General features: G+C 47.2%; 29 protein-coding genes. 6 read left to right on the forward strand and 23 right to left on the reverse strand.

Going from position 1 to position 20224, the window contains the following annotated elements; translation table 11 throughout:
* Window positions 1-13: 13 nt before the first annotated feature.
* The 6 genes from DHU66_RS08825 to DHU66_RS08850 form a co-directional block, all read right to left on the reverse strand.
* A complete protein-coding gene (locus tag DHU66_RS08825; protein ID WP_108775585.1) occupies window positions 14-1630 on the reverse strand; it encodes a terminase large subunit in 1617 nt (538 codons plus the stop codon).
* Complete coding sequence (locus DHU66_RS08830) at window positions 1627-2100, reverse strand: phage terminase small subunit P27 family (protein WP_108775586.1); 474 nt, start codon at window positions 2098-2100, stop codon at window positions 1627-1629. Before DHU66_RS08830 ends, DHU66_RS08825 begins: the two co-directional genes overlap by 4 nt.
* 173 nt (window positions 2101-2273) lie before the next feature.
* Window positions 2274-2501 (reverse strand): DUF7678 domain-containing protein, encoded by a 228-nt coding sequence (locus DHU66_RS08835; protein WP_108775587.1) that lies wholly within the window; start codon window positions 2499-2501, stop codon window positions 2274-2276.
* Between the two features lie 97 nt (window positions 2502-2598).
* Entirely contained in the window at window positions 2599-2922 is a 324-nt protein-coding gene (locus DHU66_RS08840; RefSeq protein WP_108775588.1) for a hypothetical protein, read from the reverse strand.
* Between the two features lie 132 nt (window positions 2923-3054).
* Window positions 3055-3525 (reverse strand): DUF7698 family protein, encoded by a 471-nt coding sequence (locus DHU66_RS08845; RefSeq protein ID WP_135358348.1) that lies wholly within the window; start codon window positions 3523-3525, stop codon window positions 3055-3057.
* Between the two features lie 11 nt (window positions 3526-3536).
* Complete coding sequence (locus tag DHU66_RS08850) at window positions 3537-3857, reverse strand: hypothetical protein (protein ID WP_108775590.1); 321 nt, start codon at window positions 3855-3857, stop codon at window positions 3537-3539.
* Between the two features lie 280 nt (window positions 3858-4137).
* Between DHU66_RS08850 and DHU66_RS12230 the strand changes: the two genes are divergently transcribed.
* Entirely contained in the window at window positions 4138-4275 is a 138-nt protein-coding gene (locus tag DHU66_RS12230) for a hypothetical protein (protein ID WP_167836341.1), read from the forward strand.
* A 39-nt stretch (window positions 4276-4314) separates the two neighbouring features.
* On the opposite strand, the gene DHU66_RS08855 is transcribed toward DHU66_RS12230, so the two are convergent.
* From DHU66_RS08855 to DHU66_RS08930, 17 genes are all read right to left on the reverse strand, one after another.
* The gene (locus tag DHU66_RS08855; RefSeq protein ID WP_108775591.1) at window positions 4315-4488 is read right to left on the reverse strand and encodes a DUF5049 domain-containing protein; all 174 of its coding nucleotides are present in this window, start codon (window positions 4486-4488) and stop codon (window positions 4315-4317) included.
* Complete coding sequence (locus DHU66_RS08860; protein WP_425349075.1) at window positions 4472-4720, reverse strand: DUF4314 domain-containing protein; 249 nt, start codon at window positions 4718-4720, stop codon at window positions 4472-4474. The genes DHU66_RS08855 and DHU66_RS08860 overlap by 17 nt, the downstream gene beginning before the upstream one ends.
* Complete coding sequence (locus DHU66_RS08865) at window positions 4701-5513, reverse strand: hypothetical protein (RefSeq protein WP_108775592.1); 813 nt, start codon at window positions 5511-5513, stop codon at window positions 4701-4703. Before DHU66_RS08865 ends, DHU66_RS08860 begins: the two co-directional genes overlap by 20 nt.
* Before the next feature lie 93 nt (window positions 5514-5606).
* Window positions 5607-5762: a hypothetical protein gene (locus tag DHU66_RS12235; protein ID WP_167836342.1), complete on the reverse strand. Its 156-nt coding sequence runs from the start codon at window positions 5760-5762 to the stop codon at window positions 5607-5609.
* The gene (locus DHU66_RS08870) at window positions 5759-7015 is read right to left on the reverse strand and encodes a site-specific DNA-methyltransferase (protein ID WP_108775593.1); all 1257 of its coding nucleotides are present in this window, start codon (window positions 7013-7015) and stop codon (window positions 5759-5761) included. The genes DHU66_RS12235 and DHU66_RS08870 overlap by 4 nt, the downstream gene beginning before the upstream one ends.
* The gene (locus tag DHU66_RS12240; RefSeq protein WP_108775594.1) at window positions 6963-7193 is read right to left on the reverse strand and encodes a DNA gyrase inhibitor YacG; all 231 of its coding nucleotides are present in this window, start codon (window positions 7191-7193) and stop codon (window positions 6963-6965) included. Before DHU66_RS12240 ends, DHU66_RS08870 begins: the two co-directional genes overlap by 53 nt.
* Before the next feature lie 267 nt (window positions 7194-7460).
* Window positions 7461-8183, reverse strand: a complete 723-nt coding sequence (locus DHU66_RS08880; RefSeq protein ID WP_108775595.1) for a hypothetical protein — start codon at window positions 8181-8183, stop codon at window positions 7461-7463.
* 2 nt (window positions 8184-8185) lie between these two features.
* On the reverse strand, window positions 8186-8554 hold the full coding sequence (locus DHU66_RS08885; protein ID WP_108775596.1) for an HNH endonuclease: 369 nt from the start codon (window positions 8552-8554) through the stop codon (window positions 8186-8188).
* A complete protein-coding gene (locus tag DHU66_RS08890) occupies window positions 8544-8939 on the reverse strand; it encodes a type II toxin-antitoxin system PemK/MazF family toxin (protein WP_108775597.1) in 396 nt (131 codons plus the stop codon). The genes DHU66_RS08885 and DHU66_RS08890 overlap by 11 nt, the downstream gene beginning before the upstream one ends.
* A 125-nt stretch (window positions 8940-9064) precedes the next feature.
* Window positions 9065-9814 (reverse strand): HNH endonuclease, encoded by a 750-nt coding sequence (locus DHU66_RS08895; RefSeq protein WP_108775598.1) that lies wholly within the window; start codon window positions 9812-9814, stop codon window positions 9065-9067.
* Window positions 9815-10081: 267 nt separating this feature from the next.
* Complete coding sequence (locus DHU66_RS08900; protein ID WP_108775599.1) at window positions 10082-10543, reverse strand: hypothetical protein; 462 nt, start codon at window positions 10541-10543, stop codon at window positions 10082-10084.
* Between the two features lie 60 nt (window positions 10544-10603).
* The gene (locus tag DHU66_RS08905) at window positions 10604-11980 is read right to left on the reverse strand and encodes a DEAD/DEAH box helicase (RefSeq protein ID WP_280952636.1); all 1377 of its coding nucleotides are present in this window, start codon (window positions 11978-11980) and stop codon (window positions 10604-10606) included.
* Complete coding sequence (locus DHU66_RS08910; protein WP_135358349.1) at window positions 11967-12320, reverse strand: ATP synthase subunit B family protein; 354 nt, start codon at window positions 12318-12320, stop codon at window positions 11967-11969. Before DHU66_RS08910 ends, DHU66_RS08905 begins: the two co-directional genes overlap by 14 nt.
* Window positions 12317-12601: a VRR-NUC domain-containing protein gene (locus DHU66_RS08915; protein ID WP_108775601.1), complete on the reverse strand. Its 285-nt coding sequence runs from the start codon at window positions 12599-12601 to the stop codon at window positions 12317-12319. The genes DHU66_RS08910 and DHU66_RS08915 overlap by 4 nt, the downstream gene beginning before the upstream one ends.
* Window positions 12571-12816, reverse strand: a complete 246-nt coding sequence (locus DHU66_RS12685; RefSeq protein WP_108775602.1) for a YozE family protein — start codon at window positions 12814-12816, stop codon at window positions 12571-12573. The genes DHU66_RS08915 and DHU66_RS12685 overlap by 31 nt, the downstream gene beginning before the upstream one ends.
* 141 nt (window positions 12817-12957) lie before the next feature.
* Window positions 12958-15192, reverse strand: coding sequence for a phage/plasmid primase, P4 family (locus DHU66_RS08925; protein WP_108775603.1), 2235 nt, complete (start codon window positions 15190-15192; stop codon window positions 12958-12960).
* Window positions 15192-15524 carry a hypothetical protein gene (locus DHU66_RS08930; protein WP_108775604.1) on the reverse strand — a complete coding sequence of 111 codons (333 nt, stop codon included), beginning with the start codon at window positions 15522-15524 and terminating at the stop codon, window positions 15192-15194. Before DHU66_RS08930 ends, DHU66_RS08925 begins: the two co-directional genes overlap by 1 nt.
* A 394-nt stretch (window positions 15525-15918) precedes the next feature.
* Between DHU66_RS08930 and DHU66_RS08935 the strand changes: the two genes are divergently transcribed.
* The 5 genes from DHU66_RS08935 to DHU66_RS08950 are packed head-to-tail and all read left to right on the forward strand — an operon-like array spanning window position 15919 to window position 20213.
* On the forward strand, window positions 15919-16305 hold the full coding sequence (locus DHU66_RS08935; protein WP_108775605.1) for a DNA ligase: 387 nt from the start codon (window positions 15919-15921) through the stop codon (window positions 16303-16305).
* Window positions 16298-17425, forward strand: coding sequence for a DUF2800 domain-containing protein (locus tag DHU66_RS08940; RefSeq protein WP_108775606.1), 1128 nt, complete (start codon window positions 16298-16300; stop codon window positions 17423-17425). The genes DHU66_RS08935 and DHU66_RS08940 overlap by 8 nt, the downstream gene beginning before the upstream one ends.
* 3 nt (window positions 17426-17428) lie before the next feature.
* The gene (locus tag DHU66_RS08945; RefSeq protein ID WP_108775607.1) at window positions 17429-17995 is read left to right on the forward strand and encodes a DUF2815 family protein; all 567 of its coding nucleotides are present in this window, start codon (window positions 17429-17431) and stop codon (window positions 17993-17995) included.
* A gap of 14 nt (window positions 17996-18009) precedes the next feature.
* Window positions 18010-18177 (forward strand): hypothetical protein, encoded by a 168-nt coding sequence (locus DHU66_RS12245; RefSeq protein ID WP_167836343.1) that lies wholly within the window; start codon window positions 18010-18012, stop codon window positions 18175-18177.
* Between the two features lie 41 nt (window positions 18178-18218).
* Window positions 18219-20213, forward strand: a complete 1995-nt coding sequence (locus tag DHU66_RS08950; RefSeq protein ID WP_245309489.1) for a DNA polymerase — start codon at window positions 18219-18221, stop codon at window positions 20211-20213.
* The last annotated feature ends 11 nt before the right edge of the window (window positions 20214-20224 follow it).

Consider the following 20224-nt stretch of genomic DNA (forward strand, 5'->3'; position numbering starts at 1 on the left):
GCTGACAGCACACTCATATAAAAAGCAGGCCTCGGCTGTCATAAACGCTTTCGGTCTGCTCGTGTCGGATGCAGCGGTCCAGTGCCATAATGGCTGCAACCACTCCATCAATCTTGTCTTTCGATTTTGCTTTGGTTGGCTTAATATTGCCAGCCGGATCCTTTTCGATCACGACATTCCCACACATCCATTTCATGATTGGATTGCTGCCATGGATCATATTGCCTTTCATTAACTGCTCATAGAATTCCCGGCTTGGCGGAGACATATCTTTATATCCCTGCCCGAATGGAACCACAGTAAGTCCAAGTTCTGTCAGACGTTCCACCAGCATATTGGAACCCCATCTATCGAATGCGATCTCCAGAATGTGGTACTTATGGCTTAGTTCTTCTATCGTATTCTGAATGTACTGATAGTCGATGACGTTTCCCGGTGTGGCTTTCATGTATCCCTGTGCCACCCAGTTATCATACGGAATGCCGGACCGCTGAACCCGGAGAGGAATCGTATCCTCCGGCACCCAGAAGAACGGCAGCATGATATATTTTTCATCCTCTGTTCTTGGTGGAAACATCAGAACAAAGGCTGTGATATCGCCGGAACTGGAAAGATCGAGACCGCCATAGCACTCACGTCCTTCCAAGGCCCTCATATCAATCGGCTGGTTTCCCATATCGTAAATGTGATCGGGAATCCACTGAACCGTGCTGCCACACCAGATACAAAGCCGCAGAGTTTTAAAGATGGATTCTTCTGCCGGATTGCCCTTGGCTTCGAGATACGCTTCCCGCATTCTTTCCATTGGAACCGTATATCCAAGCGAAGGATTCACCTTTTTCCAGTTCTCTTCATCCTCCCAATCTGCATCAATCGGCAGGCTATAAACTACCGGATAGAAACTTTGATCCTTTACCTTTCCTGCAATCAGATCTAAGGCTCTGGTATGCAGTTCAAAGCAGATACTGTTCCGGTCTGTTCCGGCTGTGGTAATCGCCAGGTGCAAAGGCTGACGTCTTGCATCACCAGACCCTTTTGTCAGGACGTCCCAGAGCTTCCGATTCGGCTGGGTATGGAGCTCATCAAAGACGAGTCCACTAATGGAGTAGCCATGCTTCCCACCAACATCGGCAGAGACAACCTGGTAATACCCGGCATTGGAATAATTCACCACTCGCTTTGTGGCCGTCATAATCTTGGACCGGCGGTTCAGGGCCGGTGTCATTTCCACCATCCGCTTGGCAACATCAAATACGATGGAAGCCTGCTGACGGTCAGATGCAGCAGAGAACACTTCTGCACTTGGCTCGTTATCCGCATACAGAAGGTAAAGTGCAATCGCCGCAGCGAGCTCTGACTTTCCCTGTTTCTTTGGAATCTCGATATAGGCTGTCCGGAATTGCCGGTAGCCATCTTCCTTTACAATACCAAAGATATCCCGAACGATCTGCTCCTGCCATGGAAGTAACCAGAATGGTTTTCCTTCCCATTCACCTTTTGTATGTGGGAGCATCTCGATAAACTTTACGGCCCGGTCTGCTTTCTTCTGATCGTAGTGAGAAGTCGGTAGCATGAATTTGCATGGCTTATAGTTTTCAAGCTTTGGATAATCTGCTGGTCGCTTCATCATTCGTCACCTCCCAGCAGCTCATCCATCTCATCCTTCGTGCCTTTGCTTGCATCATCCGCAATGATCCGGGAACGGGAAGCAGGCGTTAAACCGAACTGCTCGGCAAAGCGTTCCATCTGCTTCATATATTGCTGCGCGATAGAAACCTGCGGCACCTGCATCCAATAGCCGGATGGTGTCCGGACTAAGGAACCATGCTCGGTGATAAACTCCTCATTCTCCTTCCATCTGGCATAAGCCTGACAATATCCGGCAAAGGCCGCCATATCAACTTCGGTAAGAATTCCCATCTGCTCCATCTTGGAAGCGAGCCTGTGCCATTCTTTCTTCGCTTCTTTTTCCAGCCACTTCGGACAGGATGGTGCTTTCTTAGCTGGCTTTGGCTCTCTTTCATTTAACGCACGCTTTCCCGGATTTCCTTCCAGCTCTTTTAAAGCTGTCGGCTTTGGTTTTCTTCCTCTTGTTGCCATAAGATCGCACCTCCTTTCCTGATTTTTTACAAAATAAAAAGACCTTTAAACGGGTCCCTGCGATGTTTCCTGTGACGAGAGACACTGCCTATCGGCAGCATGTTCTGTCCCTCTCAATTTTTCACATTACTATAATAGCTGGTTTATCCAGGTAATGTGTCCAGCGTTTTACCTCACCCGAATTTCTTCAGCAGGGCCGCGTAAGCAAGCTGGCTTACTTCATCCTCTGGCTCAATGTCCCAGCCTCTGTCGTAGTTCAGTGTCCACTCGCCGTTGATCTTCAGCGTCATCTTGATGATCCGGCTTCCTTCGATTCCGTAGGCCTCGCTCTTTTCATCCAGCGCCTTCACCCAATATTTCACTGTCGTTCCTTCAATGAGTAATGTTCCTTCGTTCCACATGGTATGTTCTCCTTTGCTATGTTTTCCTTTGGCATGTACATATATCACTCTACCGGCCTTTGATAGCAAGTTGATTCTCATCTATTTTTTGCTTTATTTAGGCTCTTTTGATTTCTGCAAACCAGTCGGTTGTCGGATGCTGTTCGCCGGTTGATTTCTCGATAACCATCCAGTCTTCATCGATGCTGCAGAGGTGCTTTCCGACCTTGATGAAGCGGATGTCTTCGTAGCCAGGCTTGTTGCAGCGGATGACCTTGGCGTTTCTAGCCTCGCCATCGTAGCTCTTGCCATCCCAGCCGTTGAAGGTAAACCGTACCGTTTCCTTGGTCTTGGTGAAGAAGCACTCGTAATCTGCTTTGCTTAATGCAGTGTTGTAATCCTCAAATGTGAATGTGTTTCTAAGTTCTGTTGCCTTTGTCATGTTCATGTCCTCCTGAAGCCTTCGCTTCGTTCCTTTTCCTTTGGCATGTACATATATCACTCTGAAGGCAGATGATAGCAAGTTAATAACGCATGTTTTTTGCTTTATTTAAGCCTTTTTCTCACATTCTGATCAGTTGATTTCAAAGGCGATTCCATCCTTCTTTTCCGGCTCTCTGGATCCAAAGCGACGGTCGTTTTCTCTTGTGATTGTGTAGAGGCCGGTCATCTTGCAGCCAAGATTGGTCAGCCCGTAAATGCCATCCATTAATGCAGTGCTCTGATCGGTAACTACAATCTTCTGAACCTTAGCAGCTCTCAGTGTCTTTACAAAATCTGCCATCTGATCATCCCATGGAAGATCATCTACTTCGTATTCATCGGAACCGTTCTGGAGAGAGCGATCATATTGCACCAAGGCAGCATTCTCACCTGGTGTAAAAGGATATGGGAATTCCTTCTTCTCCCTCTCATCAAAGGCCCGGACGCCATCCCAATCGTCTGCTTTGATCATCGCATCCCGTTCTTCTTTCCTCTTTGCAGCCGCCTCGTTGTAGGCAATCGCTGTCTTTCTCATTTCTTCAAAGTATGTATTCTTTTCCATGGTCTGCATCTTCACTTTCTTGTAATCTCTGTCCAGCCATTTCTCATCAGGTAATCCGCGATAATTCCAAGTGTTGATCCAACAATGCCCTCCTTCATGAAGTCCAGAAGCTCGGTGCATTCTGGTAGAAAGGTGTAAGCAATGTCGCAGCCTTTTAAGAATTCCATCTGGAAGATTCCGTTCTCATCGTTGTAGATCCGGATGCATTTTCCGAAGCTTCCGCCTTCATAGATTCTTCCAAGGATCAGCTCCTTGACGTTCCATGTCCAGCTCTCGCCTTCTCTTCTGATTGCGTGAATCTCGATGCCTTTTGTTGTCTTGAATGTTTTCATGTCCGTTTTCTCCTGAGGTCCTTGCCTCTTTGCCTTTCCTTTTGGCATGTATATACATCACTCTGTGTGAGCATGATAGCAAGTCAATTCTTCGCATATTTATGCACTTTTTTGATGTTTTAGTGCATCTTTTCTTCCGGTTACACTAAAGGCCTCAGCAAAAAAAGTGGCACTCGATTTTCCCGCATGGATAAAGGTGGAACGAGAGCACCTGGTAATTTCAAGGATTGGATTCCTTTTCTTTTGCGTTAGGATAATTCCCGGTAATCAGGAGGCCATCATGGAAGATAATCAGCAGAGCAACAAGAATGCATCAAATCAGACATTCAGCTGGGAGAACAAGGAAAGCAGCGAAAGCCGCACAGAACCTCTCAGCTTTGATGAACTCCGGGAGGTTATGGCGGAAATCCGCTACTAAGGCAGTAGCCTTACCTTCAGCGCCAGATCGGCGCTTTTTTCATTCTCCGGTAAAGATGAAATGGATGTAGTCCTTTCGGTGTTCTTCAATGAACATCACAAGATCGAAGTATTCCAATTCGTAGGCGATTCTCTGAACCGTAGGAACATCCAGCATGTTCGTTCTTCCCGTATCCCGGATGGCTAAGATCTCCTGTTTAATTTCTTCCGTCATGGTCAGCCTCCAATCTTTCGATCACGTCTCCGCCATCCAGCACTGCGCTAAGTCCTGAACCGTTATCCCATCGGATCATTACCGATCCCATGTCATCGACTCCAATGACCGTACCCTCGGTTCCAACAGGAGGCGCCTGAACATCATCCATCTGGATCAGCCGTACCCGGCAGCCTGCCGGATAAGAAGCTCGAATCCGTTCCACCTGTGCTTTACTCGGCATCCGCATCATCGCTTGCCTCCTGTTCTGCCTCTTTGGCTTCTTTCCGCTTCTCTGCCCATTTAGCCGCATGGGCCTTGGCCTTTTCTTCGGTTGGGAATGCTGCAGATCCAGTCAGGTTTTCGAGAAGAATCTTTCTCGTGAGCTTGTACTCCGCTCCCTTCATCCCAAGCCTGAGCAGGAAATTCCGGAAGCTATACTTCTCGCTGGTGATCTCCTTTTCCTCTTTGCTTACCCGCGTTGCATTCTTAGCAAACTCGGTGACCAGCGTTACAAAGTCCACGAAGGCTTTATGATGATCGCTGTCGATGGATGGGAATCCGTCAAAGGTGATCTGGCCGTTTTCTCTTTTTAAGGTGATGGTATCCGACTGAAATGCGTGCTTTAAGAGCTCCTGCTTGGTTTCAATGATCGTCTGGAGTCTATCGTAAGCCTCATCCGTCAGATCGTCTGGCAGGGAAAGGGATAACTCCATCGGTTCCTCCTCGTCTTCTGACTCCGGCTCAGGTTCCGCTTCTTCCTGTGGTTCTTCATCCGTAAGAACCGTGAAGCTGTTCTCTTCCGGATCATCCGTTTTCGTGAATCCATGGTCTGCAAGGTAGGAAAGCATCGCTTCGGCTTCCTCCTCGCTGACGCTTTCGTCCATGTCCATGGTTCCGTCTCTCTGGATCTCAGCCTTTCCTTCCAGTACAAACCGGCATCCCGGCATTTTGTACTCTGGCTTCATCTGGAAGAATTCACCTGCGGTCTGCGCCAGTGCCTTTCTCTGTGACTTGTCGATGTTGAATGTGTAGCTTGCTTTCATGCGTTGTTCCTCCTTTTCTTTCGGTACTGTATAGATCACTCTGAAGGGCACATATAGCAAGCAAGTTTTCGCATAAATAAAAGGTTTTTTGCATTATTTTTTCGGATGCTTTTCTCGCCATTTCCGGAGATATTCTTCCTGCTCGCGGTCCTCTAATTCTTTGTCTTCATCCGAGAAGCAGCACACCAGAAGCAAGTTAAAAAGCGAGATCACAACTGTCACGGATGCCAATACACAAATCAGAATCATTGTTCGTCACCCTCCATATCTGCGATGGCCTCTTCATAGGTCAGCTTCTGACCATTCCGAAGAACATAGACGCCATCTGTCTTGTTCTCTTTTAATTCCAGGAATCGTTTCACCTCGACATCTACAAACTTCGGATCAAGCTCGATGCCTCTGCAGATCCGATCGGTCTGCTCACAAGCCATCATGGTAGAACCGGAACCGAGGAATGGATCCAGAACGATGCCATTGGTCATACTGGAATTACGGATCGGATAAGCCATGAGCTGCACCGGCTTCATGGTCGGATGGTCCTTCGAGGATTTCGGGCGGTCATACTCCCAGATCGTTGTCTGCTTGCGGTCGGAATACCACTCGTGCTTTCCGTCCTTCTTCCAGCCAAACAGACAAGGCTCATGCTGCCACTGATATGGCGAGCGACCGAGGACCAGAGAATTCTTCTTCCAGATGCAGCAGCCGGAAAGATAGAATCCAGCATCCTGAAATGCTTTACGGAAGTTAAGGCCCTGCGTGTCCGCATGGAACACATAGATGGATCCATCATCCGCTAAGAATTCGTGCATACATTTGTAAGCAGAAAGAAGGAACTGATAGAAGGCATCATCGGACATGTTGTCATTCATGATCTTTCCAGCGGTTTCTTCTACGTTCACGTTATAAGGCGGATCAGTCAGAACCAGATTTGCTTTCTCATCACCCATGAGCGTGTGATAGGTTTCTTCCTTCGTGGAATCCCCACAGAGGATCTTGTGTCGTCCTAAGAACCAGAGATCACCTGGCTTTGTAACGGTCGGCTTCTTCAATTCCGCTTCCACATCGAAGTCATCCTCTTCGATATCCTTATCGGCCACCTTGTTAAAGAGCTGCTCCATTTCCGGAGGCTCAAATCCGGTCACCATCACATCCAATTCACTATTCTGGATATCCTGCAGAAGTTCAGCGAGCATCTTCTCATCCCATGCACCCGTGATCTTATTGAGTGCAATGTTCAAAGCCTTTTCTCTGGTCTTATCCACATCCACGACAGCACATGGCACTTCGGTATAGCCGAGCTCCTTGGCAACAGTCAGTCGCTGGTGGCCGCCGATAACTGTCATGTCCGCATTCACCACCAAAGGATCCGCAAAGCCAAACTCCTGAATGGAATTCTTAATCTTCTCATATTCTTTATCGCCCGGCTTCAGTTTCCTTCTCGGATTATATTCAGCTGGTTTTAGATCCTTCACTGGGATCACTTTTAATTCTGCTGTTTTCATTCAGCTTCTCCTCCTTCAATTTCTGGCGTCTTCTTCGCTTGTCATATGCCCACCGGCACCGGTCTGAGCAGAAGACGCGTGGTCTGCCCTTGCCGCTGTAGCTGACTGGCCTGCCACATTCCAGGCAGAACAGTTTCGCGCAGGAGCTGATAAAATCATTCATTTCTTCTTCGTTCATAACCTGTCCTCGAAATTCCTGAGCCAGTCTCTAACCTATCCATCATTTGTCCACGAAATGTTTCTGTTTGCAGTCCAGAAGAAATGAACATGAAAAAGCCATGAATCACCCGAATTTATAGGCTTTTCACGGCACGTAATACATATGTATCTTTTGTTATATAGCTATATAGACCCCGGCCCTGCGATTTCGCAGCTTTGCACGCAAGAGGGGGCGCCGGTCCCGGAGCTGAGCCTTGTAGAGATTCACACCCGCCCCGGGTCACCATCAACTACCGGAAGGTGTCAATACATCTATCTTCTTCTGCAGTTCCGCAATCAGATCATCGACATACTTTTTTGTAGCCACATCCATGTCATCAACAGGATCAGTTCCAACGATCAGTTTGCCTGCGAGCCATTCATTACCAGACCAGTCAAGAGTACGAGCATTAGATCTTTTGGATGTGTGGGAAGACATGTCATATGTCCCATTGCCAACAATCTCAGCATACTTGTCTTCCGTATCCTCAGTGTTATATCTTCCAGATACGTGCTGATATAGTCCTTGAGCAATGGTACTATATCCTTCAGCATGAGATGATTCACCATGTGATACGGATAGGCACCCTTCAGCATGGGAATTTTCGCCTTCTGCCAATGTTTTTCTTCCCTCTGCATGTGAGTTTTTACCTCGTGTAACAGTCTCAGATCCTTCAGCATGAGAACGTGAAGCACCTGCTGAAGATGCAGCATTTTCAACAGTTGAAAGATAAGCAGTGCCTGATTTGATTGCAGGTTTGTAAGCAATATATCCATCTGCATTTTCATCATTAACAGACCAGTCCGGTTTCACTCCTCCACCAGAGGATTTTCCAAGGTTCCCATTGATTTCTTCCAGCAGCTTTTCAATTCTGCTCTGCGGTTCTTCTGTTCCAATTACTTCACCAGAACCGTTTATCGTTGCATTCATCTCTTTCAGTTGTTTCTCAATCCTACTTTCATCCGGCATAATTACTCCTTTCGGTATTTGTAAACAGGATGACTGTCGTAGTTTCCTGTCTTCTTATCATGGCAAGGCTTGCATAATGCCTGCCAGTTATTCTCATCCCAGAACAGCTTTGGATCACCACAATGAGGAACAATATGATCCACAACCGTTGCCTTGGTATACTTTCCCTGTTTCAAACATTCTTCACAAAAAGGATGAGCCGCCAGAAACATTCTGCTTGCCCTTCTCCATCTGGAATTGTATCCGCGCTTCGATGCGGTTCTTACTTCTTCCGGATGCAATGCCTTATGCTGATCACAATACTTCTGGCCAACTGGCACAAGATTCGGGCAGCCGGGATGGCGGCATGGATACATTGGTTTATGTGGCATCTGGGAGCACTTCTCCTAACTGCATCCATACTGCGCTATCAATCTCCAACCGCTTGCTTTTGTCTGCAACGCTGCCAACACGAGAACGGAAAGCTTTCTTATCCAGTGTGGTAATCTGTTCAGCAAGAATCGTCGATGGCGCAAAGTAATCATGATAGCCACTGTCCTTTTCCATTTCCTTCTGGCTGAAAAACACATGACTTGGAAGCCAAGGCTTCTTCATCTTTGACGTCATCGGCAGAACCGTGATGGTATTGGCATGCTCGTTGGAGATATCATTGCTGATAACAAGCACTGGTCTTGTACCTTCCTGCACACTGGTTGCCGGATGCTCGCCGAGACAAGCAAACCAAATTTCCATCCGACGTGGATTATGTTCTTTCATTTCTTCTCACTCCCTTCAAAGCAAAAGAAAACCGAAAGAGAATCACTTTCCCTTCCGGCCACTTTTCTACGATATCAATATAGCAGGGTAAACAAGGCAATGCGTCTAGCGGATTACTCATTGGCTTAATCCAGTTTATTTCCTTTTCTTCCATTGCACTTCGAGCAAAGAACCCGAAGATTAGAAGGAACTGTTTTTCCGCCTTTTGAAACTGGAATGATATGGTCGATCTGAAGGCCAACCCCATCTGGCATATACTTTCCACAAATCTGACAAGTGTAATTATCTCGTCGCATTATGTACTGACGCAATTGCGGAGTCATTAGTTTTCTCTGCTCAGCTTCATTGTATCTGCGAAGACTTGTTTCAAATCCTATTCCAGCAAGCAACCTTCTTCGATCAGCTAGTTGATCAAAGCTATAAGCTCTCCTATCGGTACTGGTATAAACATTATAAGATGACCGCATATAATTTCTTTGACGATATCTTGTCTGGCGTCGCTTCATTTCAAAACGATACGCATGGTCATCATCTAAGGCTTCCTTATATTGCCTGCGCCTTCGATCCTTTAATTTTGATTCTTCAATCTCTTCTTTGCACTCAGCCTTCCATTTATTAATTTCCTTTTCGTGCCTGCAAATAGCTTTCCAGTTCACCGTATTGCACAGATACTTATCAATATAATCTGACATATCTGGATTTCTTTTTCCTGACACATCAAACGGAACGTAATAATATGGATACTTAAATGGCGACGCAAGAATCTTCTGAATCTCACGAATGATAATAACGATCAGAATGACCAAAATTACGGTTAAAATCAATATCAAGGCCGATCTATAAAAGTCATTGTATAAAAAATCTGAACCATTCATAGGTATATCTTAATCCGAAAAATTTACATTCAAAGTTTTTGTTAATCCCATCGATTGTTATTCCACGAATCACTGTTGTGTCTTTTATTGTTTCTAACTCCTATGACAACTTTTTCAATAATCAAAACAATCGTAAGAATCACTACAACAACCGATATCCCCATCACGACCCGAATATCCGAAATTGCATCTAAAAAAGTTCTCTGACATGACGTTTGCTCCATCTTTCGAACATAACATTATATCAGGGAACCAAATCAGTAAAGCTCAGTCTTTTCCAAACAGCAATGTCTGCAGATGTGTCAGCGCTCTGTTTTTCCGATTGTAGGCAGAGGAACGCTCAATGCTGTACCGGTCGCAGATCTCATAAACCGCTCCATACGTTCCCATCTCACTTCCATAGAATATTTTCAGAACATCCCGTTCTTCTTCTGACAGTTGATTCCACGCCGGCATGAACCAATCCATATATTCCACAGCCTGCCGATACCGTTCTTTCAGAACATTGATCTCATCTATGCCTTTCAGAATCCGTTCTTCATTGGCATTGGGATTATGGACGTGCGGCATACCATCAAACCGAGGAGAACCAACGGAGGTCATCTTCCTGTGTTCCTCCCGAATCTTTTCATCCGTGTTATTGATGATGAATTGCATGCTGGTGAAATCCTTGATTGCTGAAACGGTCGCTGCACGCTTATCCAGATATTTGTAAATGATAGAACTCATAATCTTCACCTCCGCTGAGTTTCTTCTATGTCCGCTTTGGCTTTGATTGTCATATTGTTGTCATTTGATCCGTGCTTTCACGGCATTAATTAAGCTCTGCTGCGTTGTATTCTTATTCTTCAGAGCTTCAATCACATCCTCATCCACAGTATCCTTGCAGACGATATGATGAATCGTCACCACTTCCCTTTGTCCCTGCCGGTGCAGTCGGCCATTGGTCTGGAGATAAAGTTCCAAGGACCAGATCATCGAATACCACACAAGGATATGACCACCATCCTGCAAATTGAGTCCATGTCCGGCAGAAGCTGGTGAGATCAGACCTGCTTGAATCTTTCCGGCATTCCAGTCAGCGAAGTCTTCTGCTGTTTTGAGATCCCGTACTTCATATCCTTCATCTTTCAGATGCTTCCTAATCCGGTCATGATCGTGCCGGAACCAGTATGATATCAAGACTGGCTGGCCATTGGCCTGTTCCATAAGATCAACCAGCATATCGAGTTTTCTGCTGTGGATTTCTTTGACGGCACCATCGTCAGAATACAAAGCTCCGTCTGCCATCTGCAGGAGCTTGTTAGAAAGCACTGCTGCATTGGCGGCGGACACTTCTTCGCCATCTATATCCGTAACCAGATCGTGCTTCATCTTGTCATAGACTTTCCGTTCTGCCGGACTCATTTCCACTTCATGATTTACGATCACTGCATCCGGCATCTTGAGATAATCCTTGGCTCGCATGGAAACCGTAATGTCACTGATTTTCTCGTAGATCTTCTCTTCGGCTCCTGGTCGGATTTCGTAGTTATAGACAACTCCGGTATAAGGATTGAAACCAGCTGGCTTAAAGTAGGCCTCCCGGTATCTTCCGATGAATCTTCCAAGACGCTCGCCGCGATCAATCGCATTGACTTCGGCCCAGAGATCCATCAGACCATTGCTGGCAGGTGTTCCGGTCAGACCTACGATCCGTTTTACATACGGACGGATCTTCCGAAGTGCCTTAAAGCGCTGGCTCTTATAGTTCTTGAAAGACGACAGTTCATCAATCACCACCATATCGAACGGCCAGTCCATTTTCCGTTCTTCCAACCAATCAACTAAGCCTTTCAGATTCTCTCGGTTAATGACGTAGATATCTGCATCTTTCCAAAATGCCTGTATTCTTTTCTGCTTGGATCCAACCATCACCGACATCCGAAGGTCGGATACCTCTTCCCACTTTTTCACTTCATTAGGCCAGGTAACCTTCGCTACCCGGAGTGGTGCAACCACCAGAACCTTCTGCACAGAGAATTCATCAAACATCAAATCCTTGATGGCCATGAGAGAAATGATCGTCTTTCCAAGGCCCATATCCAGAAACAACAGTGCTTCCTTATGGTCCTTGATAAACTGGATGGCATATTCCTGATAGAAATATGGTTTAAAGTGCATCATTCCCGCCGCACTCCCATTTCCAAGGATCATCGTGAATGGCATCACTGATCTCATCCATAGCTTCTTCGATTTCTGACAGGTCAATCTTCTTTTTCTCCAGCTCATGACTGATCTGCTTTAAGGCAGACTCGATGGATTTCACCATCTCTTTATGATCAACCTTCAGTTCTTTGACTTCATCGTCATAGGCATCCAGATCATCCTGTGTCTCCTGAAATTTATCTGCCAGCAGTTCTGAGAAATCAGATCCCATATACTCTTCCACCAACCGGAAGAGATCCTGTTCGTTAAAGAAAAGATGGTTCTGATTGTCTTTTGTTACCAGAATGCGCCCCATCATTTCTCTCCCCTCACTGCTGCGAGGATTACCGGGATCTGATCCGGATCATCCAGAACATACACTTTGAATCCCAGCACCCGGAGTCTTGCATGTCTCCGAAGCTGAATCCTTCTCGGATGTTCGCCGGTCGCTTTCACTTCCACAAAGCACATTCTTCCTTCTGGCATCAGAACAATACGATCCGGCATTCCATTGGTTCCTGGTGAGACAAACTTCGGACAGATACCGCCAGTATCCTTTACGGCATCCACTAATTTCTTCTCAATCTCTGCTTCTCGCATGCTTCGTACTCTTTCCACGTTTTTTCAAACAGGTCGATGGCCTCAGTGCAGGCCTGCTTCCGATCCAGGTATGATTTGATCAGATCATGCCATCCTTTGAACTTGCAGCATCTGTTTATCGGAAATATTTCATCATTCCATACATCGCGGGCAAGGTCCCCTTCTGGAGAATTCTGGTCCGCATATTTTCTTTTCATCCAGTTTTTATAGGTCATTGTTTTTCCCTCAATAATTGTGTTGGTGTCAGGACTGTCACCTCTCCAGTAAAACCCCTTTATAGGTTTTTTTGTCCTATTTTCCCCTATAGGGTACTTTTACTAAAGAGATGTCAGAGGCGTCACTAATGACAAGTGGTATTACATAAATTCTGATTTCAACTGTACTCCAACAATGAAACGGGCTGACTTCGTCCGCTTCTTTCTGAATCCAGCTTTCTCTAATGCTGAATAGAAGTCGGCACTGTTTCTGGTGTACTCACCCACATGCTGACAGTAATTTCTGTACTCGTCATAGAACTGTCCGGATGGTGCCATGTAGCTTGGATCCACTTCACAGCAGTCTGATAAGAACTGTCCCAGCCAGTCATTGGATTGACGGTACTCATCGATTGCATCCTGCACGACCTTTGGCAGTTTCCATTTGAAGTTGTCTGCGATTGCCTTCTGCGCTCCCTCAATGATCCAGGTCATGATGGCCGGTCCTGCATGCTCATACAGGTAGTCGGAGTAGTTCTTGATATCGCTCTTTCCGGTAATATGAGCGTTAAACGGGATTACGATCAGCCTTCTCCAGATGCCATCGTCATTGGCACCCACTCTTGGCAGGTGGTTGGTATAAAGGACCAGCGTATGAGTCGGTATGAAATCGAACGGCTTTTCATACTTCTTCTCGGCCTGAATCGGATCAGTAGAACAAAGCTGTTTCACCATAGAGGTGTTCAGCCGCATCCCTTCTTCTGTTTCCGAAGCAATGATGAGACGCTTGCCTTTCAGTTCTGCCATCTCTGGCTTCGCATTCCGCTTATTACCGACTGTCAGTACTTCTGCAGAGATCTTTCCACTGTAGGTTCCAAGCACTCTGGCTATCGTGTTCCAGAAGGTCGATTTACCATTTGCACCACTTCCGGCGCTAATGATGAGACTTTCCTGGTAGACTTTTCCGACTGCGGCCATACCGACTACCAGCTGAACGTAATCAATCAGCTCCTGATCGTTCTGGAAGAAAAGCTGCAGAGAGTCGTTCCAGATATCTACACCCTTATCTCCAGGAAAACACTCGGTAATCTTGGTGATGAGATCCTCTGCTCGGTGTTCCCTAAGGCCCGCGACACCTTTCTCCAAGTCCACGGTTCCTTCTGGCGTATTCAGAAGATTTGGATTCTGATCCAGCACATTAATGTCCCGATTCAGGAGTGCTTTCGATACAGAAAGCGCAGAACTGATATACTTCATGTCTCTCCGCTTCATGACAAAGGCATAGTAGTTATTGGCCTGCACGAACTGCATAAAGAGCTTCACCTGGTTCTTGTCATCCTGATCAATTCCCTTTTCTGCTGTCTTGCCGCCCTTCTTAATCAGATTGATATCGGCCCCCGCCTTCTCAAGTGCCTCCAAGGCAGCCGACCTTTGATCAATTGCATCATGCAGCTGCAAATCCAGAAACTCGACTGTGGCCGCCACGGCTAACTGCTTATCCTCCACCCAGACTCTTCCATCAAACCGGAGAAAGTCAGTAGCATTGGTATAGATCAGTTCATTGCCATATTCACGAGTTAATACCTTGGCCTGTCCAATATCGGAATAGTCATCTGGCTTCAGAGAGTTTTCCGGATTATATTTGTCCGGCGGAATATAGCCAGGCTGCTTGGACACCTTGCCTGCAAACTTCTTCGCGCTGTGCCAGATCGTCTGAAGCTCGTCTTCTTCCAAAGGCGGATCACACTTGGCAGCTTCTTCCCGGAACACCTCCATGGCCTTTTCCGTATCGCCATAGCGGATCAGCACCCTTCCTGCGAAACGGCTGAGTGTGGAATTCCGGCTCCCTTCATGGATTATCCGTTCTGCACTATGCAGAGACAGGAAGTGATCAATTGTCATACTGCCTTCATGCCAGATTGGATCCTGACTTTCACTTCCATAGATGAAGCGTCCGGCATCCAGCGCATTGGGATCAAAGAACGAATATTCGTTCTGGATCTTCTCCTTTAATGCTTTATAGGCATCCGGATCATAAATTGTCTGGATTGGAAAGTAGACATGGAACTTCGGCCTTGCGGCTCTGCCATTCTTTTCCTTCATATGATGACGGGAAAACGTAATTGCATAGGCTACGTCCTCCAGTTCATCCGCCAGCATCTCCGGGCTGATCCAGTCTTCTGGATTATCCGATTCATCATTGTCACAATCCATGACTGCACATTCCGAAGCGATGAAGTTCTTACTATTCCTGTAATTGCCTTTATACTCTGCACAGACATGATCGAACCGGACCGCGTCCTTCAAATCCTCTGCATTCTCTGTCTCCACCCGGTATGGATAGAGACAGTTCTTTTCGTTTCCGGTTACCGTTGATACATAGAGAACTACTTTCATTACTCGTTCACCTCCGCAGCGCCATCGCAGAGTGTCTTCGATGCAAAGAGCAGTGCGGAAGTCAGATTCATGATTCCATCATCGCCACTGACTGCAATCTCGACTCCTTTATTCATTCCGTGCTTATCCTTCAGCGGACGAATAAAGAGATCGGAATTATGGCTGTCACGGATGCAGACAAAGGCTCTGCCACCCTTATGGCGCTCACCGCCTTTGAATCCTGTGGTTCCGGCTGTCACAACCATGGAAGAACAATCTCCCTTTACCCTTCTTTCATAAACATTGAAGGCTCTCTGGTTTACCATGACCTGTTTCTTTTTGATTTCGTACATTCGTATCTCCTTTCCTGGAGCAGGCTTATCTCTCCTGCCCTCTGCCTTGTAACCGACACGAAGCCGCCTGTTTTGTATCTTCCTTATGAATAATTTTTAAGAAATGTTCTGGAGCACGCTTTCCTTATCTAAAGAGGAATCGAGCCTCCGAAAATTTTTTTTGATGGCTGGATACAAAATCAGCCCCTTTGTGTCGGATATCAGTTGCCGGGAGATGAGCAGACATAAAAAAGCCGCTGACAGGAAAATTTCCTACCAGCGTACAAAAACAGCTCTCTTGTGTCGGTTAAGAGGTGACAGAAAGGAAAGCCAATATGAATGAGCCAAGAGCAGATCCCATGACAACGAGCCTTTATGGCAGACAAGCATCAGACAAATATGGAGGTAATCAAACATGGATAAGAAAAATGAAATCTTAGCGGAGGCGCTGGATTCTATGTCCACGATCTTCGCTGAAGCGGCTAAGAAGCTCAAAGCAGTATCCGATTCGGAAGATAAGCCGAAGGCCAAAGAAAAGAAGGCCGCGGCTCCGGTGAAGAAGGAAGAGCCGATAACGTCAGCTCCCGTAAAAGCGGAAGAACCAAAGAAGGAAGCTGCTGAGCCAAAGCCGAAGGAATACACATTAGAAGAGGTCCGGGCAAAGCTTACGGAAGTAAAGCAGAAAGGCTTCGGTCCTCAGATCAAAGCAATCATCAATGCACATGGAGCGACCAACTTAACAAAGCTGGATCCTTCCGAGTATGCAGCCGTGGTCGCGGAAACGGAGGCTCTGCATGCCTGATGTACATGCTTATCTCTCCGCTTCCTCTTCTGCCCGCTGGACCAGGTGTCCGCCATCCGCAAAACTCTGTGCAAAAGCCGGTGACCTTTCCAGTCCGTATGCTAGACAGGGAACCGATGCTCACAGCTTATGTGAGTACCTTCTCTTGAAGGCGCTGCATCGGCAGGCACGGGATCCAACCGAGGATCTGGAATTCTACGATCAGGAAATGCAGAACTGCGCCGAAGGATACAGAGACTTTGTGATGGAACAGATCGAAGAAGTGAAAGAACACTGCTCTGATCCTTATATCGGTGTTGAGCAGCGGCTGGATTTCTCCCGCTGGGTTCCAGAAGGATTTGGAACAGGTGACTGTGTCATCGTAGCAGATGGAATCCTGCACATCGTGGATTTCAAGTACGGAGTCGGGATCCTGGTACCGGCAGAACACAACAGCCAGCTGAGCTGCTATGCCTTGGGAGCTTACGATGCACTCGGTGATCTCTACGACATCGAGAAGGTCAAGCTTTCCATCTACCAGCCAAGACGGGAGCACATTGACACCTGGGAAACCAGTCTCTCTGATCTTCTGGATTGGGCAGACAACGTCCTCTCCCCTGCAGCGAAACTTGCCATAAAGGGTGAAGGAGAATTCCAGGCAGGTGATCATTGTCAGTTCTGTGCCGTTAAGGCTACGTGCCGGGCCAGAGCAGAATTCAACATGAAGCTTGCGGAGCACGAATTCAAACAGCCGGATCTTCTGGATGACGATGAGGTTGCGGAGATTCTGGGCCAGGCAGACAGCCTGATCTCGTGGGCTGGCGATGTGAAGGATTACGCATTAAGTCAGGCACTGGCTGGCAAGCACTACCCTGGCTTCAAAGTGGTCGAAGGCAGATCCACACGGAAGTACACCAATGATGAGAAGGTCGCGGAAACCGTGGAAGAAGCTGGCTTTGATCCATATGACAAGAAGCTCAAAGGCATCACAGCGATGACCTCAGAGCTTGGAAAGAAACGATTCAACGAACTATTAGGCGGTCTTATCTACAAGCCGCCGGGCAAACCGGTATTAGTCCGTGACAGCGACAAGCGTCCGGAATTCCATACCGAGGTTAATGATTTTAAGGAGGACGAATAAGTCATGAACACACCGACAAAAGTTATCACTGGAAAAAACACTCGCTTCAGCTATCTCAATGTCAATGAGCCGAAGGCTATCAATGGCGGAACACCGAAGTTCTCCGTCAGTCTGATCATTCCGAAGTCTGACAAGGTAACAATTGCCAAGATCAACAAGGCAATCAAGGCCGCCTATGAGGAAGGTCAGAACAAGCTGCGTGGAAACGGCAAGTCTGCTCCGTCCCTGGATGTGATCAAAAAGCCGTTGAGAGATGGCGACAAGGAAAGAGCGGACGATGAAGCCTACAAGGATGCTTACTTCATCAATGCAAACTCCACCACCAAGCCGGGTGTCGTGGATGCAAACAACAATATCATCATGGATACTTCCGAGCTCTACTCCGGCATCTATGGCCGTGCTTCCATCAACTTCTACGCCTTCAATACCAATGGTAACAAGGGTATCGCCTGCGGTCTGAATGCCCTGCAGAAGCTGAGAGATGGAGAACCTCTGGGCGGTCACATCAATGCCGAGACCGAATTCGCCGGTCTTGACGATGATGACAGTGACGATGACTTCCTCGATTAAGGGAGGTGGTCACTATGTTTTGGAACTTCATTGATGCTGCGATGAAAGCTCTGATCTGTGGCTGTATCGGCGGATGTTGTCTGATGGTAGTTGGCTACGGCTGGTACATTCTCATCCGTTCCGTATGGCGGCTGATCAAGAAACTGATCAAATACATCAGAAGCGGAAACTTTATGAAATGAACGGTAAGGGTGGCAGGTGATCCTGCTGCCCTTCTTTCTTTATGGAGGTATTTATGAAATCACTCTCTATAGACATCGAGACATACTGTGAGGCCAATCTTGCCAAGACTGGTGTGTACCGGTATGCAGAAGACAACTCGTTCCAGATTCTGCTCTTCGGTGTATCTGTGGATGAGAATCCGGTTAAAACTTATGATGTGGCATGTGGTGAGAAGATCCCGGATGAACTGCTGGAAGCACTGGTATCCAAAGACGTGATCAAGTATGCATTCAACGCATCCTTTGAGCGCATCTGCTTATCCGTCTATCTGAGAAAGCACTATCCTGTTTTGTTTGAATCCTATGGAGATCCGAAGGACTCGATTCATGGATATCTGGATCCGGTCAGCTGGAGATGCGATATGGTGCTGGCAGCATACAACGGCCTCCCTCTCTCTCTTGCCGGAGTCGGATCAGTCCTTGGCTTTGAAAAGCAGAAGCTCTCCGAAGGAAAAGACCTGGTCCGCTACTTCTCTACTCCCTGCAAGCCAACCAAGACGAATGGCATGCGGACCAGAAACCTTCCAACGGATGATCCAGCCAAATGGGAGCAATTCAAAAAATACAATATCCGGGATGTTGAGGTGCAGCTTCAGATCCACGAGCGTCTGAAGAAATATCCAGTTCCGGACTCTGTGTGGAATGAATATTTTATTGATCAGAAGATCAATGACCGTGGCGTGCAGATCGATCAGACACTTGTGAAAGAGGCAATTGAGATGGATGCACTGACCAAGGAATCTCTGACCGCTCGGATGAAGGAACTGACTGGCCTTGAGAATCCTAACTCCGTCCAGCAGTTAAAAGACTGGCTGTGTGCTAACAGCATACAAACCGACTCTCTTGGAAAGAAGGACGTAAAGGCACTGATTGGCACCACGTCCGGTACCGTCAAAGAAGTGCTAAAGCTTCGGCTTCAGCTTGCCAAGAGCAGCGTGAAGAAATACGAAGCCATGCGCACTTCCATGTGTCCGGATGGCCGCTGCCGTGGTCTCTTTCAATTCTATGGAGCCAACCGCACTGGCCGCTGGGCCGGGAGATTGATCCAGTTACAGAACCTTTATCGAAACAGTATGCCGGATCTCGACATTGCCAGAAACATCGTGAAATCTGGAGACTACGACTGGCTCTCTCTTATTTATGATGATGTTCCGGATGTTCTGGCTCAGCTGATCCGAACCGCACTGGTTCCAAAGTCCGGATACAAATTTGTCGTATCCGATTTCAGCAGCATCGAGGCCCGCGTTCTTGCCTACCTGGCTGGCGAGACATGGAAAACAGATGCCTTTGCCAGAGGTGAAGATATCTACTGCTCCACTGCAAGCCGAATGTTTGGCGTTCCGGTTGTAAAGCACGGAATCAACGACGAGCTCCGCCAGAAAGGTAAGATCGCAGAATTAGCCTGTGGCTACGGAGGCTCAGTCGGTGCGCTGACCGCAATGGGAGCCTTGGAGATGGGCCTTAAGGAAGAAGAACTGCAGCCGATTGTAAACTCGTGGCGCGAGTCCAACAGCGGCATCGTGCAGTACTGGTGGGACACCGATAAGGCAGTCAAAGACGCCATCCGCCATCACCTTCCTACTCATGTCGGCAATGTGGAATTCTTCTGGTCCCACAATATGCTGTTCATCCATCTTCCTTCCGGAAGACGGCTCTCCTACGTAAAGCCAAGGATTGAAGCAAACAAATTCGGTGGCGAGTCCATCACCTACATGGGTTTGAATGGTCAGAAGAAATGGACAAGGATTGAAAGCTATGGCCCGAAGATCGTAGAAAATGTGGTGCAGGCGATTGCCCGCGATATCCTGTGCAACAGCATGAAGAACTTGAAAGATTTTTATATTGTCGGGCATGTGCACGATGAGCTGATCATCGAAGTGCCAGAAGATATGAAGATGCAGCCGATCTGCGACACCATGGGCCGTGCTCCAGATTGGATGCCAGACATCCAACTCCGCGCAGATGGCTACGAGTGTTCATACTATATGAAAGACTGAAAACAGCAGTG

Source organism: Lactimicrobium massiliense (assembly GCF_900343155.1).
Lineage (GTDB): Bacteria > Bacillota_I > Bacilli_A > Erysipelotrichales > Erysipelotrichaceae > Bulleidia > Bulleidia massiliensis.

Excerpts from the sequence above, each read along its gene's own strand:
- DHU66_RS08825 (WP_108775585.1), bottom strand. The coding sequence starts at position 1,630 with ATGATGAAGCGACCAGCAGATTATCCAAAGCTTGAAAACTATAAGCCA.
- DHU66_RS08830 (WP_108775586.1), bottom strand. The coding sequence starts at position 2,100 with ATGGCAACAAGAGGAAGAAAACCAAAGCCGACAGCTTTAAAAGAGCTG.
- DHU66_RS08835 (WP_108775587.1), bottom strand. The coding sequence starts at position 2,501 with ATGTGGAACGAAGGAACATTACTCATTGAAGGAACGACAGTGAAATAT.
- DHU66_RS08840 (WP_108775588.1), bottom strand. The coding sequence starts at position 2,922 with ATGACAAAGGCAACAGAACTTAGAAACACATTCACATTTGAGGATTAC.
- DHU66_RS08845 (WP_135358348.1), bottom strand. The coding sequence starts at position 3,525 with ATGGAAAAGAATACATACTTTGAAGAAATGAGAAAGACAGCGATTGCC.
- DHU66_RS08850 (WP_108775590.1), bottom strand. The coding sequence starts at position 3,857 with ATGAAAACATTCAAGACAACAAAAGGCATCGAGATTCACGCAATCAGA.
- DHU66_RS12230 (WP_167836341.1), top strand. The coding sequence starts at position 4,138 with ATGGAAGATAATCAGCAGAGCAACAAGAATGCATCAAATCAGACATTC.
- DHU66_RS08855 (WP_108775591.1), bottom strand. The coding sequence starts at position 4,488 with ATGACGGAAGAAATTAAACAGGAGATCTTAGCCATCCGGGATACGGGA.
- DHU66_RS08860 (WP_425349075.1), bottom strand. The coding sequence starts at position 4,720 with ATGATGCGGATGCCGAGTAAAGCACAGGTGGAACGGATTCGAGCTTCT.
- DHU66_RS08865 (WP_108775592.1), bottom strand. The coding sequence starts at position 5,513 with ATGAAAGCAAGCTACACATTCAACATCGACAAGTCACAGAGAAAGGCA.
- DHU66_RS12235 (WP_167836342.1), bottom strand. The coding sequence starts at position 5,762 with ATGATTCTGATTTGTGTATTGGCATCCGTGACAGTTGTGATCTCGCTT.
- DHU66_RS08870 (WP_108775593.1), bottom strand. The coding sequence starts at position 7,015 with ATGAAAACAGCAGAATTAAAAGTGATCCCAGTGAAGGATCTAAAACCA.
- DHU66_RS12240 (WP_108775594.1), bottom strand. The coding sequence starts at position 7,193 with ATGAACGAAGAAGAAATGAATGATTTTATCAGCTCCTGCGCGAAACTG.
- DHU66_RS08880 (WP_108775595.1), bottom strand. The coding sequence starts at position 8,183 with ATGCCGGATGAAAGTAGGATTGAGAAACAACTGAAAGAGATGAATGCA.
- DHU66_RS08885 (WP_108775596.1), bottom strand. The coding sequence starts at position 8,554 with ATGCCACATAAACCAATGTATCCATGCCGCCATCCCGGCTGCCCGAAT.
- DHU66_RS08890 (WP_108775597.1), bottom strand. The coding sequence starts at position 8,939 with ATGAAAGAACATAATCCACGTCGGATGGAAATTTGGTTTGCTTGTCTC.
- DHU66_RS08895 (WP_108775598.1), bottom strand. The coding sequence starts at position 9,814 with ATGAATGGTTCAGATTTTTTATACAATGACTTTTATAGATCGGCCTTG.
- DHU66_RS08900 (WP_108775599.1), bottom strand. The coding sequence starts at position 10,543 with ATGAGTTCTATCATTTACAAATATCTGGATAAGCGTGCAGCGACCGTT.
- DHU66_RS08905 (WP_280952636.1), bottom strand. The coding sequence starts at position 11,980 with ATGATGCACTTTAAACCATATTTCTATCAGGAATATGCCATCCAGTTT.
- DHU66_RS08910 (WP_135358349.1), bottom strand. The coding sequence starts at position 12,320 with ATGATGGGGCGCATTCTGGTAACAAAAGACAATCAGAACCATCTTTTC.
- DHU66_RS08915 (WP_108775601.1), bottom strand. The coding sequence starts at position 12,601 with ATGCGAGAAGCAGAGATTGAGAAGAAATTAGTGGATGCCGTAAAGGAT.
- DHU66_RS12685 (WP_108775602.1), bottom strand. The coding sequence starts at position 12,816 with ATGACCTATAAAAACTGGATGAAAAGAAAATATGCGGACCAGAATTCT.
- DHU66_RS08925 (WP_108775603.1), bottom strand. The coding sequence starts at position 15,192 with ATGAAAGTAGTTCTCTATGTATCAACGGTAACCGGAAACGAAAAGAAC.
- DHU66_RS08930 (WP_108775604.1), bottom strand. The coding sequence starts at position 15,524 with ATGTACGAAATCAAAAAGAAACAGGTCATGGTAAACCAGAGAGCCTTC.
- DHU66_RS08935 (WP_108775605.1), top strand. The coding sequence starts at position 15,919 with ATGGATAAGAAAAATGAAATCTTAGCGGAGGCGCTGGATTCTATGTCC.
- DHU66_RS08940 (WP_108775606.1), top strand. The coding sequence starts at position 16,298 with ATGCCTGATGTACATGCTTATCTCTCCGCTTCCTCTTCTGCCCGCTGG.
- DHU66_RS08945 (WP_108775607.1), top strand. The coding sequence starts at position 17,429 with ATGAACACACCGACAAAAGTTATCACTGGAAAAAACACTCGCTTCAGC.
- DHU66_RS12245 (WP_167836343.1), top strand. The coding sequence starts at position 18,010 with ATGTTTTGGAACTTCATTGATGCTGCGATGAAAGCTCTGATCTGTGGC.
- DHU66_RS08950 (WP_245309489.1), top strand. The coding sequence starts at position 18,219 with ATGGAGGTATTTATGAAATCACTCTCTATAGACATCGAGACATACTGT.